Genomic DNA, 14,412 nt, shown 5'->3' with positions numbered 1-14,412 from the left:
AAGAAGTCCATCTCAAAGTTTTCATTCCTTGTAATCAGCTCGAATTCGTCCATCATGATTATGATCCGTTTGCCTGAATCATGTATTTCCTGTATCACATCTTTCAGTTGTTCGAGTGTCTTGGGCCTTGCCGTGTACTTTGTCCTGTCGCCGGTCTCAAAACTGAAAACGTTGAACAGGAGATCTATAAATTTCGGGACGCTGTTATCGACAGTGTTCTGAAAATCGAGATAGGCAAAAATCGAGGCCCCATGATTCTGCATATACTTTTTCCTGTTACTCCTGTTGTAGACGAAGTTCAGGATGGAGGATTTCCCGATGCGTCGGTCCCCCACGATCGAGATAGACTGGGGTTGTGGAGCATCGAGACGTGAATAGATCTTTCTTACTTCCTTTTCTCTCCCGATGAATTCCTTCAGATTCTTGATCATGACACGGTTGAGGTAGGGATTGCGTTTGCTGCTTCTATCGGCGAAATTGCTCACGTTGGACATCATCGTCGTAACGCCTGAAACGCTATCGGACAGTGATCTCTTGATATCCTCCAGGCTGGAGATCAGCTCCCCGAATCCCTGGGGCCTGTCATCGGGCTCCTTCTCGATACACCGGCTGATGATCTCCCTGAATCCTTCCGATACCGTCTCGGGAAAATCTATTTCGGTCTCGTTGACTATCGAGTACATCAACGCCGCGGGATGTTCCCCCGCGAATGGATAAGATCCCGTGATTATCCTGTAAAGCCCTATACCAAAGGCCCAGATATCGACCCGTCCGTCTGTATTCTTGCCAAGAATCTGCTCCGGAGCCATAAAGGCCGGAGTACCCATCATTGCGTTTCCTGTCGTCAGCAACCCGGAATTAATGAATTTGACCAGGCCGAAGTCGAGGAGTTTGACTCTCGCCTTGTCCGCGTCCTCCTCGTCCAGCATTATATTCTTCAGAGTAAGGTCACGGTGGATGATCCCCTGCGAGTGGGCGTGTTCCATCGCCTGGCAGATCTGCAACGCGATCGAACAGACCTGCGATATTGAAAGGCTTGTCTTTGTTGTCAGGTATTCGAGCGAGGGTCCGTTTATCAGTTCCATCACGATATATTCATGGCCCTCGTAGCTGCCGCAATCGTATATAGTCAGGATATTAGGATGGTTCAGGTTGGCAAGCGCCTGCCCTTCTCTGAGGAATCTCTCCCGAAACGATTCGTTTTCTTCGACAGACGAAAGAACTTTTACAGCTACTTCCCTTCCCAGTTTTTCGTCGTGCGCAAGGTAGACGATCGCGAACCCACCCTGGCCTATCTTCTTGTCGATCCGGTATCTTTCGGATAATACTTTGCCTGTCATCAGTCTCTTCTCTCCAGGTTGAAAGTCTTTTTAGTCGTCTCGCCCGATCTGAGAATCACCGTTTCTGTGATGTCACCGAATACGGGATGCCGCAGTTCGATCAGATAACTTCCCTGCAGAAGGGACGCTCGGTAGTTCACCGCGTCCCTTTCGACCAGTCGGCCGTCTATCCATAGTTCCGCGTAAGGAATGATCTCAAGTATAAGTTCGCCCGGAGGAAGTCGGTCGAGTACGATCAGGACCTGGTTGCGGATGACTGGGATATCTACTTTCATCTGCGAATCGAAATATCCGTCCATTACCGCCATAATAAGATGAGAGCCCTGCTCTATGGCTCTGATACTCACAGGAGATTCCCCGCGATCTTCACCGTCTATCGTGACAAGAGCTCCAGCAGGATCAGTTATCACTGTCAACGGATGTACTACGCGGGAAAAGTTATGCGTTATCGTTATAGTCGAATCGGAGACTATCTGTATTCCGGCGGTCTCTCTGGCGTAGTACCCGGGCAGGTGAAGGACGACCGAATGCAGGCTGTTTACTGTCAGGCTGTCGAATGAGGCTGGAGTAGTAAGGCCAGTCTTATGCCCGTCGAGTTCGACGACTGCTCCCTCAGGTTGGGATCCTACAAGAAGTCTGCCTGTCTTTTCGATGAGTCCGACCCTCTTTTCGAACGGGACATCCTTCTCGAGGCTTATCGAATCTTCGAACTCGTGGTACCCGGTCATCGCTATCCGGAGGAACGAAGTCCCTACCTCTACCTTCTCCATGACTGGTGATTCCCCGACAAGCGTACGATCGATAAATACCTGGGCTCCCGGTGGTTCGGTCGCGATCTCCAGCGTCGTGGAATCAGCAGGCGCGGTAAAGGCGCCCTGCCTGCCTTTTTCACGAATATTGTAACTGTAGACAAGGGCCATGACGGTGATGAGTACCGCCCCTGTCAGTGATGCTATCGTCGCGATCTTCTTTCCCTTTTTGATCGGCTCGATCCCCTCGTCGGGATCGAATCCGTCGGTCGCGATCTCGTCGAGTACCTGCCAGATCGAATGCATCCTGATCACCCAGCGCCTCCACAGGTCCATTCTGAACGAGTAGCTCTCGCTCTCCTGGTCCTTGGAGAGAAAATCCTGGGAGAAGAGACGTTCGGCGGTCTCTCGAAGTTTGTTGGGATCTATCCTGTACCCGATCTTTTCTTTTTCTGCGAATTCGATGATGTCGTCGGGATCGACAGAGCGGGCTTTCTCTTTGCTGAGTTCTCCTATCAGAGACAACACGATCTTGTCCAGAGCCGACAGCGAACTCCATGAGAATATCATCTGGGGCAGAGGGTTCTCGATGATCTCTCCGACCACATCCTCGACATCACTCATAGAGACAGTGTTTTTACAACTCTCGTTGAGATGGTCCACAATCGACTGGCAGAGGACCTGCGTATAGAAAGGCTGCCCGGCCGTCAGGCTGAACATCTCTTCAGGGACACCTTCCTGGTAATCGACCAGATCAGCGACAGGGTCGTGTATGAGTCTCATCGTGTCGCCATGGCGCAAAAAGCTGACTCGCCGGTGAAGGGCCTTGCCCAGAAATGAATCCCAGTACTCCGGATTCCTCTCTTCGAGCCGGTTCGACCCGGTGAAGAGAAAGTATACGCCGCTGCTGTTCTCCATCCAGTACGCCATAAGGTTTAATACGTCGCTGCTGAATTTTTCGCGGTCGATATGAGATTCGAAAAGCTCATACTCGTCGAACATCAGGATGAGATTGCGGCCATCGAGCGCGGTATCCACTTTCGCGGTGAACTCGTTGAAGGCAAGCAGGGGATTCGTCTCAAGTCTCGAGAGAAAATCTTCGTCGACCAGCGAGTCTTTCAGTCCCGGAGCCGAATCGATCGCTCGGGCGATCGTCTCGAGGAATTCCCTGTCGTTTGTTACGGTGACCGACTGCATGTCGATAAGCACGGGTACGAACCCGGGTCCGAGGCGCCCCTGCCTGATCTGAAACAGGATCGAAGTCTTGCCGCTTCTGCGGGAGCCGCAGAGGACGATCATGCCGCCTTTCATGTTCCCGGTCACTTTGCGCTCGATGAATTCAAAGTCATCGACCCGGCCGAAGAACATACGACGGTCCTCTATCGGATTGCCGACGATATATGGGTTGGCGATCGGTTCGAAATGTTTATCCTGCCGGTCGTTCAATCATTCTCCAGTCTGTGTCAGTCGAGCTGCTTCCCGACTGCGCGAATCTCAAAAAATACCATAGCCTGTCCGTTAATTCGCGGGAGGGTCAGGTGGATCGGGAAGCGGGTCCTCCACGACGGGGTCATCACCAGATCCTGAAGTAAAACCGATGATAGCGATTATTCCCGCGACCACTACAGGGCCCACGCGGTAGAGCCACCACTTTTTGTCTTTCTTTCGCTCAAGCGTCATTCCGAACGTCAGGGTCTCGCTCGGATCTATGCGGATTGTATCTATACGCGCGTGATAGCCATTTTTTTCAGCGGTCAGGCTGTAATTACCTGTTCTGAGATAGTCTATACTGAAGGGCGCCGTGCCGAGTGAATCGCTGTCGAGAAAGAGTTCGGCCCCTTCCGGCCCAGTCACTGTGAGTGCCCCGTACATCGAGCTTCTAAGCTCACTGTAAGTCTCGTTCATCCATTCGGGCAGTATGGCTGGATTTACGGAAAGATCGGGGTATAGCTCAAGGGCCTGTCTGGCTGTCGCCAGCGCCTCCTCTTCGTTGTTCATTTTGTACATCGTATGGACCAGTAGATTCCAGGCTCTCCTCTGTATCCGTCCGTCATCGGGATAATCGATGAGGATCTTTCTCAGGCTCGACACAGCCTGCTTGTATTCGCCTCTCGCCCTGAGCAGCCCGATCTCCTCCCACTTGGTGAAGATCTCCTCCTGAGAGAATACCGGCGCTGTTATTCCTGCTAGAAGGGATATGGCAACAGCCAGCGAGATCACTCTCACTTGAATAGAAGCAGATCGCATCCATGTCATTTCTGAAGCCATCATCATCTGCTTTCCAGAGTCTTGTCCCATAAAAAAGCCGGTTCGATAACACTATACCAAACCCGCAGTTGAATCAAGAATGGTTTTAAATCGACATGGTCCTGAATCAACGGACCTCAAATCGACTGATCTCAAATCGGCAGGCAGGATGTTGCCCGGATCAATATCAGCGGGTTTGCATCACCGGGCCTGCATCATCTGAGCAATACCATCTTCCTGCGCGACGACCAGTCTCCCGCGATCATCCTGTAGAAGTAGATCCCACTCGATACGCGCGAACCATCGCTGGAGCGGCCGTCCCAGTCGATCGACCTGAACCCGGCTTCCTGATACTCGTCGACAAGCACCACTATCCTTCTGCCTGAGACGTCGAAGATCTCTATGAGTACTCTTCCTCCTTCGGGGAGAGAATACTTTATCTCTGTATTCGGATTGAACGGGTTCGGATAGTTCTGCTCCAGAGCATACTGCTCGGGAAGCACCGGGAGATCAGGATCGCCTGTCATCTCGGTCACGTGGACGACCTGCACGAATGTGTCCCTTTTGGTCGGATCGCTCGTCTTCCACGCAATCATCGTCAGCGAGTCGTAATCGCATATATCGGCGTAACGGGTGTCGAGGACGGCGAAGGTCATGCCCGCATTTCCATGATCGACATCGTCGACCGTACCTGTCTGGTGTATCGCCTGGCCGACAAGACCCTCACTTTCGACGATATATGTGAAGTCGCATGGGCTATCACACAGGTCGTCGTTAAATATGTCGAATCTTACTGAAACCGGTCTCTGCCCGGCGGGAATCTCGATCGTGGATTGCTCAGCTATATGGAGAGGTCGTGGATTCTCGACCACCTCAATAATGAGAGTGTCCATTGACCAATAGGGCGTGTCGTGGTACCAGTTCGGATCGGTACAGTCGACATGCTCTCCAAGGGAAGCGCCATCATCGAAATATGTCGTATATAGACAGACAGTATCGATAGTCCCCGGCACTGCTTCACAGGGAATAGTGATGTCTACATTTTGAATATATGTATAGCCGGGGCCAAGTGTCAGCCCTGTTCCGAATGACGGATCTCCCACGATATTCCATCCCTGGCTGTCGTAGCCATGTACACTGATCGAATCTTCATCGTTGCAGGGCGTCGAGGAGAGTACGGCGAAGTTTGCCGGCCTGACCAGATCATTGACCGTCTGTCCCGGATATCCCTGGACCCACGACGGAGAGAAGGTCGCGTAGAACGCGAAATCTCCGTGTTCCAGTGATGTGGTAGTTCTGCCCCTGATGCCGATATCGCCGACCGAGGCGCCGGCGGCATCGATCGCGTCCCATGAGGACCCGTTGTCGCTGATATAGTTTTTCCCGGTCTCCATCGCGCCCGTAGCGTCGATCGGTATTGGAGAGGAGAACCCATGTCCGTCGAGTTTCATGACTATGAATACAGGGTCGCCCGGGGTCATCGTTACTAATACCGGCAGGTCGATCGTATAGAATCCCGCGTTATCGACTGTCCCGGAAACTGGCCCTGCCAGTTTACCTGACGGTGCCCCCCCGATGATGTCGTCATAGACGTAAAGTTCGTATGAAAGTGGCCCGGTCACAGCCCAGAAGTTCACCGCGTGCAGCCACTCCACTCCTGACGACTCTATCTGGACTCTTGCCCAGTCGACACCGTCACCATATCCAGTCTCTGTGGTCCAGCCATGCTCATCCCAGAAGTAGACGCTCTCATCGGGGTCCCAGTCCTTGTAGTCGGTGATGAGTGTACTGTTATATTCCACTCCATTAAATCCATATGATATATAGACATACCCAAGATCCCCCCACATAAAACCGGCTGAATTCTTGATAATCCAGGCACCAGTTCCAGAAGAGCAGTCCATGTCGTCGTCCCATCCAGTGATCAGCATGTTGTGGTTGACATAACAGTCGCCCATTTGGTCCCACACACATGTGGTCCCATCGTAATAGTTCCACGCGTTATCGGTATAAGCTTTGACCTGAACAGGGCCGTAATCCATGATCGCCTGCTTAATAGCATCCATATCCTCGGGCAGTTTCTGCCACTCAGTGATCACCTTGTGGTAAGCACAAGTATCATTTCTGCAGACCATGGCAGGGAGATATCCTGGATACGGGTCACATGCTTCGAGGACCGTTCCCCAGACCGAGAGATAGTTTATAGCGTATTCGACTACCCCTCCGGCAAACGCCCCGCCAAAGTTGAGGTTACAGGCTACAACGTTACTCTCTGAAAAGTCATAGATGATATTTTCCCGTATCGCTACTTTCGACTCCATATCCGCGATCGCCGCATGGGCCCAGCAGGTGCCGTAGGGGTACTGGTTCTTGGCTATGGTGACCTTTCCATAATCCTGCCAGTCGAACCTGGCCGGCAGTTGAGCCGAAACATCTTCTGAGAAAATAAATACTGTCATTGCGAGTAGTACGAATATAGCTATCCGTTTCATGAAGATCCTCCATATGTCTACCTGAGAAGCACCATTTTCCTGCGCGCGATCCAGTCTCCCGCGATCATCCGGTAGAAGTAGATCCCGCTAGCTACGCTTGAACCATCGCTGGAGCGGCCGTCCCAGTCGATCGACCTGTACCCGGCTTCCTGGTGCTCGTCGACCAGCACTACGATCCTTCTGCCCGAGACGTCGAAGATCTCGATGAGTACTCTTCCTCCCTCGGGGAGGGAGTACCTGATCTCCGTATTCGGGTTGAACGGATTCGGATGGTTCTGCTCGAGAGTGTACTGTTCGGGAAGTTCCGGGAGATCGGGATCGCCAGTCATCTCGGTCGCATGGACCACTTGCACGAAGGTGTCTCTCTTCGACAGATCCCCCATGTACATAGCGATCATGGTCAAAGAGTCGTAGTCGCATATATCGGCGTAACGGGTGTCGAGGACGGCAAAGGTAATACCTGTCTCCTCGCCGCAAACAGCCGCGATCACACCATACTGGTCGATCGATTCGCCGATATACCCCTCGCTTTCTATTGTATATATATAACCGTAGGGTGAGCCACAACATGGGTCATCGTTTATGATCTCGAACTTCACCGACACGGGTCTCTGTCCCACGGGGATATCGACCGTTGGCTGTTCGACAATGTGAAACGGCTGCGTAAGCTCGGCGACCTCGATAATGAGTGTGTCCGATGACCAGTATGGGTCATCAAGGAACCAGTTTGGATCAGTACAGTCCACATGCTCCCCGAGGGACTGGCCGTCTTCGAAGTAGGTCGTATAGATGAAGACTGTATCGATCATCCCCGGTGATGCCCAGCACGGGATAGTGACGTTTATCCATTGGAAACTGAGGTCTCCGGCTCCAAGAAATGTTCCCGCCCCGAAAGCCGGGTCACCTGTCATACTCCAGCCCTGGCTGTCATATGCATGTACGCTGACGGAATCCGGGCCGTTACAGGGAGTCGTGACGAGCGTGGCAAAGTTTGCCGGCCTGACAGATTGGCTGATCGTCTGCCCTGGATATCCCTGGACCCACGACGGAAAGAAGGTATTGTAGAATCCGAAATCCCCTCGTTCGATCTGAGTGGTCGTCCTGCCCCTGATGCCGATATCGCCTAATGCGACACCTGCGTAATCGATCGCCTCCCAGGAGGACCCGTTATTGCTGATATAGTTTTTCCCGGCCTCCATCGCTCCGGTATCATCGATCGGGATCGGTGCGGAAGCGCCATACCCGTTAAACCGCATGACGATATACACCGGATCGCCTGCGGTCATGGGAATGAGCTCCGGCAAGTCGACTGTATAGAACCCCGCATTATCGACTGTTCCGGACACCGGACCCATGATAAGGTTCACGGGCGCTCCCGAAAGATTATCCTCATAGATAAACAGGTCGTATGTCAGGGGGCCCGTAACCGCCCAGAAGTTCACAGCATGCAGCCACTCCGTTCCGGCTGATTCTATCTCGACTCCTGCCCAGTCGATGCCGTCACCATATCCTGTCTCGGTGGTCCAGCCGTGCTCGTCCCAGAAATAAACGTTTTCATCAGGGTTCCAATCCTTGTAATCAGTAATCAGACTGCTGTTGTATTCCACTCCGTTATATCCATACGATATGTACACATAACCGGAATCTCCCCAGGCGACGCCTGCTGAATTCTTGATTATCCAAACTCCATCATCTTCAAAAGCGCAATGATGATCGTCGTCCCATCCAACGATCAGCATGTTGTGATTGACCAGACAGTAACTATCTTCACAATCATTTTTACATCGGGTCCCATCGTAGCTGTTCCACCCTGTATCGGTTTCAGCCTTCACCTGTACGGGGCCATAATCCATGATCGCCTGCTTGATAGCGTCCCTGTCCGCTGGCAGTATCTGCCACTCGGTGAGCACCTTATAGTAATCGCAGGTATCGTTCCGGCAGACCATGGCAGGAAGGTATCCGAGATACGGATCGCATGACTCAAGGACCGTTCCCCATACCGAGAGGTAGTTCACCGCTATTTTCACTATGCCTCCCGCAAACGCTCCTCCGAAATTGAGGTTGCAAGATACGACGTTGCTTTCTGAAAAATCATAGAGAACGTTCTCCCGTATAGCCACCTTCGACTCCATATCAGCGATCGCCGCGTGAGCCCAGCAAGTACCAAAAGGATACTGTGATCTGGGATCAGTGACCTTGCCGTAATCCCGCCAGTCGAATTCTGATGGCAGTTGAGCCGAAATGTCGGTTGATAATAATGACAAAGTGATAACCAGAAATACCAATGCCGAGTTGCGGCCCACTGTGATCCTCCCGGTGTTCAGAAGCAAACTTCTAATCCTGTTTCTGTGGGGAAAGCCACGAAACGATTATTATTGAAAAAGCAATGGATCAGGATTTTCTGCATTGTGACATTCTACCACACTTGAACATGGTAAGTGGGACTTTTTTTGTCATAGTCAGCTCGCGTGCCAGCGTTTGGATGATCTGGCTCGTTTCATGAGTTTTTGAAATATTTGCACAAGCATTCAAACTATTTCATGAGTTTCAAATTACTTCATGAACCGTTCACAAAACTTTTCACAAAACATTCGTGGACCTTTCACAAATCATTTCACCAGCCAGCGATAATGATCAGGGATCGTGTAACACCGGTGAAGGTATTTGAGAAAGAATCCGTGGGTGGTCAGAGATTTACCACCAGCGCTGGTGGTAAAACCCCTTGCACTTTGTTCGGGTTAAGTACGGATGGAGGGAGCAAAAGCGAAGGTGGAGAAGGGGCTGTGGCAACATTGAAGGATCGAGGCCCATTGACAGGAAGCGTCAGGGTCAAGGAGATACAGAAGTTCAAACTTCAATCCAGGATCGAGAAGGAGGCCGATCTTTCTGTGAATGTCCGTGTTATCCGGTCCATCACTTTTACCTTCAGAATAAAGGCCCCTTCCCACAGTTCATCGGTGGCTATTTCAAGTCGCTGCGGTTGATCGATCCCGTATCCCGAAGTGTTGAATTCAGAGCTGATGACTGATTCGATCTCAACGAATACAGGTCCTTTGCGTCTTTTCTCTTTCGGATGGATCGAGTATTGGATCGAATAGAAGGCGATATCCTTCTCATCGGTCTCCAGCCCGTAGATCTCGAAGTAGAATTTGAGGGGGGACGATTTCCTGTACACATGGAGGGGATGAGGGACGACCCTCAGGTTTCCTTTTACGAAGCTCTGGTTTCCGTCAGCCGGGCCGATAAAGCTGGCGAACTGTATATCGCTGAGACTCAGTTCGCCGCCGATATTTTCCAGGCTACTGCTTGTCCTGTATGTACCACGCTTGCCCGTTCTCTTGTCAAATATCTCGATGGCGAAGCGATAGTACCCCGGGTCGAGGGTGAGGATGAATTGGGCGGGAAAAAGCTGCCCGGGTTTGTTCCTGGTTTCCTTATCGACGGAGAGTACGACATCGTTTGATACTGTCAGGACTTCCTTCATCTCCATATCCCGTACCGAGACCGCGAGGGAGAATTTTGATTCGTATTCCTGACTTTTCTTTCTGAATTTGAGTTCGTCTGCGGGAATCTCCAGATTCACTTCGGTCCGGAGCTTTCCGTTTCCCGCGCTGAAGGAAGTGAAGTCGAAGTAAAGGGTGAGGTTCTCTTCGAGATCGGTTGAATGGAAAAACTTTTTCTTATCTACATTGACAAAGAAATTATTGAGTTGTTCCTCGACTCTGTCGATTTTGGCATCGAGCCCGACATCAGTATATATCGATGGGCCGAAATGCCCGCCAGCGTCCATCGATGCGATATAGTCGGTGCTGTACGGATTGGCGCTGGCCGCACTGAGGTTGTCGTGAGGGTCGAGCGCCATCGACGCGATACCGGTTTGTACGGCACCCGATGAGGCTGCGGCAGCACTCGAAGCCCTTCTGATTTCTTCCATCTGCCTGCTGCTGATCCCCCCGGATTCCATGAACCAGGTATATTCATTCTGGAGGAACGGGTCTTCGAAGGCCACGATCATGTCGTACTTGAAGTAGGACCACACTTCTCCTGGCATCCTTTCGTTCCAGTAATCCAGGTTGGCGGGAACATGGACTTTCGAGTCGGGTTCACCGAACCGTATGAGCGCCTCTCCTCTTCTGTCCCAGCCAGGCGGCTTATTCATCGGGTACATTTTCTTTGCCTGTCTGACTCTCTTCCTGTACTCTACCCTTCTTTCGTTTCTACGGGTCATGGGAGTGGGGTCCAGTTCGAGCCAGAAGCGCTGTGCCCATCTTTCCCTTTCGTTGGAATCCGGCAGGGACAGATATTGTTTTCTCTGGTATTCGTTCATCATGTACTGGAGGCTGTTATATTCTTCTTTTTCCTGCTTCGTCAGGTTGTCGTAGAGTCTCTGCTCGCCGTAGAAGCCGGCTGGACGGAGCTCGCCGGGGAGGATGAGAAATGCGCATGCCAGGATAAGGCAAGCCAATCGAGATATTGCGAGCAACGATTGAATTCTCATTAGTATTCTCCAGGAAAAATCCGCTTGTTAAAATATATTACCGAACGGCCCGTTTGTCATCCAGAAAAGACTCAGAAGAGAGATTCAGAAAAGAAGAATCAGAAAACACGGGTATTGACTGCGTCTGCGTGCGAACCCGGCTTGCGGAGCCGGGCGATAACAAATTGAACTGCTGGTGCCATTTCAACCAGCTTGCCGACACCGACAAGTCGGGGATTTCCATAGTAAAGAGATGATCAGCCCCTTGACAAAATTGATTAATAATATAATGTTATCTGTAGACGGCAATAATTGGAGTAATCGGGTGATATGTCAAGTATAGACGTCATTATATAGCAGGTGTCAAGGGGCGAATAGCAAATGCTGATGACCGATTACTGATTCTGGTCGGCCAACTTCCGGTTGAAAGAGAGTGTTCTATGAGTATCTACAGTATGAATGATAAGGGGATCCTCAAGGAGATCGCGAGGCGTATCAGGCGCCGCAGGCTTAATATGAACATGCCTCAGAAGGAACTGGCCGACAAGGCCGGCCTCAGCAGGACAGCGATCAGCAACATTGAACAGGGGAATTCTTTTGGAGTACTCACTCTGATCCAGGTACTGCGGGCACTCGAAGCGCTTGAGGATCTCGATGCCTTCCTGCCAGATCCTGGGATCAGTCCGATGCAGCTTGCCAGGATGAAGGGTCGGCAGAGAAAGCGCGCGAGAGCTGGGAGGGCTCAATCCAGAGCAAAAACAGATCGATCCGTGACTGGATCCGATGGAAAATCTGGCGTGAGTGATCTGAACGACTCGCCCAATTCAGATGACTCAACCTCCGACAAAGGGGGCATCTGATGGCAGACCGTGTCGATGTAGCGTACGTGCTGATCTGGGACAGGATCGTCGGGGCTGTTGCCTGGGACGAGGCGAGAGGGTTCGCCACTTTCGAATACGACGATGACTTCCTTGATCTGGGGCTGGAGCTTTCTCCACTCAGGATGCCCGCGTCAGGTGCGCGGAGCGGGCAGGATCTGTTCTCCTTTCCTCACCTCCCGGAAGGAACCTACAAAGGGCTGCCCGGCTTGCTGGCCGACTCGCTCCCGGACAGATTCGGAAACGCGATCATCGATCAGTGGCTGGCGCGGCAGGGAAGGAGGCCGGCAGATTTCAGCCCGGTCGAGCGGCTCTGCTACACCGGCAGGCGGGGGATGGGTGCCCTCGAGTTTAAGCCGGTCATAAATGAAGATCTCGATGAGTCCGTTCCGGTCCAGGTGCGTGAGCTGACCAGCCTCGCGCAGGAAGTCCTCGATTATCGTGGAGGGCTGAAAACAAATATTGGAAATGACGCGGGTGGTGCCCTGAAAAACATGGGCGGAGATTCGAAGACTGCTGGCGGAGCCCTGCTCGACATCATCCGTGTCGGCACGTCGGCAGGCGGCAACAGGCCGAAGGCAGTGATCGCCCTGAACGATGAGACCGGTGAGGTCAGATCGGGCCAGGTCCGTGCGCCCGAGGGATTCGGGTACTGGATCCTGAAGTTCGATGGAGTCACAGACCGGAGTCTCGGCGATCCGGCAGGGTATGGAAGGATCGAATTTGCCTATCATCTGATGGCGACGGCTGCAGGAATAGATATGACCGAGTGTCGTCTTCTCGAGGAGGGGGGCAGGGCACATTTCATGACGCGTCGTTTCGATCGCCTCGATGTCGGAAGTGAACTACAGCATGAAACTGGTGATAAACTCCACCTCCATTCGCTCTGCGGCCTGGCTCACTTCGACTACAACAGCCCGGGTAGCCACTCATACGAGGAAGCTTTTCAGGTGATGCGCGAGCTGAGGTTGTCATACCACGACATCGAGCAGCTTTTTCGCCGCATGGTCTTTAATGTGGTTGCCAGGAACCAGGATGATCACACCAAGAACATCGCCTTTCTGATGGACCGCGAAGGCAGATGGCGTCTGTCACCTGCCTTCGATCTTGCATATGCGTACAATCCGAAAGGGCGTTATACATCCAGTCACCAGATGACCATAGCCGGCAGGCGGGGAAGTTTTGTCCTGGAGGAGCTTGTCGAAGTGGGGCAGGAGAACAGCGTCAACTCACCTGAAGAAATAGTCCGGGAAATCGCAGGGGTCGTTTCCACATGGCCCTCGCTTGCGAAAGATGCCGGAGTGCCCGAAGGACAGGTAGAATCGATCGGCAGGTCGCATAGAATGTATATCGTATAGGGGCAGGTTGCGCGTCGCATAGGGGCTTGGGTTGACCACCGGTTTCCTGTCTACGATGCTGTGTCCCGCGTACTCTGTCCGCGCGGGTTGGTTATCTACCCCGGGGAACGACACATCGTGCCTCCCCCATTGAAAAATCACCTTATTTATGATACAATCGCCGGCAGAGGATTTATATATTTATCACATCTTATTTCAGGGGGCCCCAGCATGAAACGGTCAGTGCTATTGCTGTTTGTTATCGGCTTTATTTTTATTATAAATTCAACGCCTGCCGAAGCGATCTGGCTGGAAGGTGGAAACATCTTCAGTGATGCGCCTAACCACCAGCAAGACGTTCAGTCTGTCTCAGACGATGCGGGAAATACTTTCATTGTCTGGGAGGATTATCGAAACGGAGGATATCCGGACGTCTATTTTCAGAAGATCGACAGTAACGGCAACCCCCTCTGGACGGCGAATGGGCTAGCCGTAGCCTTCGGCACGAACTACCAGACCGATCCGATGATATTCAGTGATGGAGAGGGAGGAGTGGTCGTTGTCTGGGAGGATTACCAGACTGGTCCGATCTACTCCATTAAGGCCCAGCGATTCGATGCGGACGGTAATTCTCTCTGGACGGCGGGTGGGGAGACTCTTGTCTCCGGATCAGTAGATCTCCTTAACGTCAATGTGATCACGGACGAACTTGGCGGAGTGATCGCCGTATGGGACAACGACTCATCGGGGAATTACGATGTTTATGTTCAGAGAATGGATGTTGACGGATCCGTAATCTGGGGGGCGGGCGGCACCCGGGTAAGTATTGATACCGACAGCCAGTTTCAGGCGGTTTTGTGTCCTGACGGTACGGGTGGGGCAATAGTCGCCT

The 14,412-nt window shown here is 52.2% G+C and carries 9 protein-coding genes; 3 read left to right on the top strand and 6 right to left on the bottom strand.

Translation table 11 applies throughout. The annotated features are described in order from the left end of the window. The 6 genes from KOO63_02415 to KOO63_02390 form a co-directional block, all read right to left on the bottom strand. On the bottom strand, positions 1-1,340 hold a 1,340-nt coding region (locus tag KOO63_02415), incomplete at its 3' end, for a serine/threonine-protein kinase PknK (protein ID MBU8920691.1). Continuing rightward, a complete protein-coding gene (locus KOO63_02410; GenBank protein ID MBU8920690.1) occupies positions 1,340-3,535 on the bottom strand; it encodes a PEGA domain-containing protein in 2,196 nt (731 codons plus the stop codon). The genes KOO63_02410 and KOO63_02415, both read right to left, overlap by 1 nt. A 72-nt stretch (positions 3,536-3,607) precedes the next feature. Beyond that, the gene (locus tag KOO63_02405; GenBank protein ID MBU8920689.1) at positions 3,608-4,363 is read right to left on the bottom strand and encodes a PEGA domain-containing protein; all 756 of its coding nucleotides are present in this window, start codon (positions 4,361-4,363) and stop codon (positions 3,608-3,610) included. Positions 4,364-4,551: 188 nt separating this feature from the next. After that, positions 4,552-6,828, bottom strand: a complete 2,277-nt coding sequence (locus tag KOO63_02400; GenBank protein MBU8920688.1) for a T9SS type A sorting domain-containing protein — start codon at positions 6,826-6,828, stop codon at positions 4,552-4,554. 17 nt (positions 6,829-6,845) lie between these two features. Further along, entirely contained in the window at positions 6,846-9,131 is a 2,286-nt protein-coding gene (locus KOO63_02395) for a T9SS type A sorting domain-containing protein (GenBank protein MBU8920687.1), read from the bottom strand. A 551-nt stretch (positions 9,132-9,682) separates the two neighbouring features. Further along, positions 9,683-11,326 carry a GWxTD domain-containing protein gene (locus tag KOO63_02390; GenBank protein MBU8920686.1) on the bottom strand — a complete coding sequence of 548 codons (1,644 nt, stop codon included), beginning with the start codon at positions 11,324-11,326 and terminating at the stop codon, positions 9,683-9,685. 419 nt (positions 11,327-11,745) lie between these two features. On the opposite strand from KOO63_02390, the gene KOO63_02385 reads away from it, so the two are divergent. The 3 genes from KOO63_02385 to KOO63_02375 all read left to right on the top strand — a co-directional run. Next, positions 11,746-12,165: a helix-turn-helix transcriptional regulator gene (locus KOO63_02385; GenBank protein MBU8920685.1), complete on the top strand. Its 420-nt coding sequence runs from the start codon at positions 11,746-11,748 to the stop codon at positions 12,163-12,165. Next, entirely contained in the window at positions 12,165-13,541 is a 1,377-nt protein-coding gene (locus KOO63_02380; protein MBU8920684.1) for a type II toxin-antitoxin system HipA family toxin, read from the top strand. Before KOO63_02385 ends, KOO63_02380 begins: the two co-directional genes overlap by 1 nt. 210 nt (positions 13,542-13,751) lie before the next feature. Then, the coding region (locus KOO63_02375; protein ID MBU8920683.1) for a hypothetical protein at positions 13,752-14,412 on the top strand (661 nt) is incomplete at its 3' end.

It is taken from the genome of Candidatus Latescibacterota bacterium, from assembly GCA_019038625.1.
Taxonomy (GTDB): domain Bacteria; phylum Krumholzibacteriota; class Krumholzibacteriia; order Krumholzibacteriales; family Krumholzibacteriaceae; genus JAGLYV01.
The sequence above is the reverse complement of the archived record's forward strand: the minus strand, read 5'-3'. Positions and strand labels throughout refer to the sequence as shown.

What these genes read in the sequence shown, in the direction of transcription:
- KOO63_02390 (MBU8920686.1), bottom strand. Translation starts at nt 11,326, where the DNA reads ATGAGAATTCAATCGTTGCTCGCAATATCTCGATTGGCTTGCCTTATC.
- KOO63_02385 (MBU8920685.1), top strand. Translation starts at nt 11,746, where the DNA reads ATGAGTATCTACAGTATGAATGATAAGGGGATCCTCAAGGAGATCGCG.
- KOO63_02405 (MBU8920689.1), bottom strand. Translation starts at nt 4,363, where the DNA reads ATGATGATGGCTTCAGAAATGACATGGATGCGATCTGCTTCTATTCAA.
- KOO63_02380 (MBU8920684.1), top strand. Translation starts at nt 12,165, where the DNA reads ATGGCAGACCGTGTCGATGTAGCGTACGTGCTGATCTGGGACAGGATC.
- KOO63_02400 (MBU8920688.1), bottom strand. Translation starts at nt 6,828, where the DNA reads ATGAAACGGATAGCTATATTCGTACTACTCGCAATGACAGTATTTATT.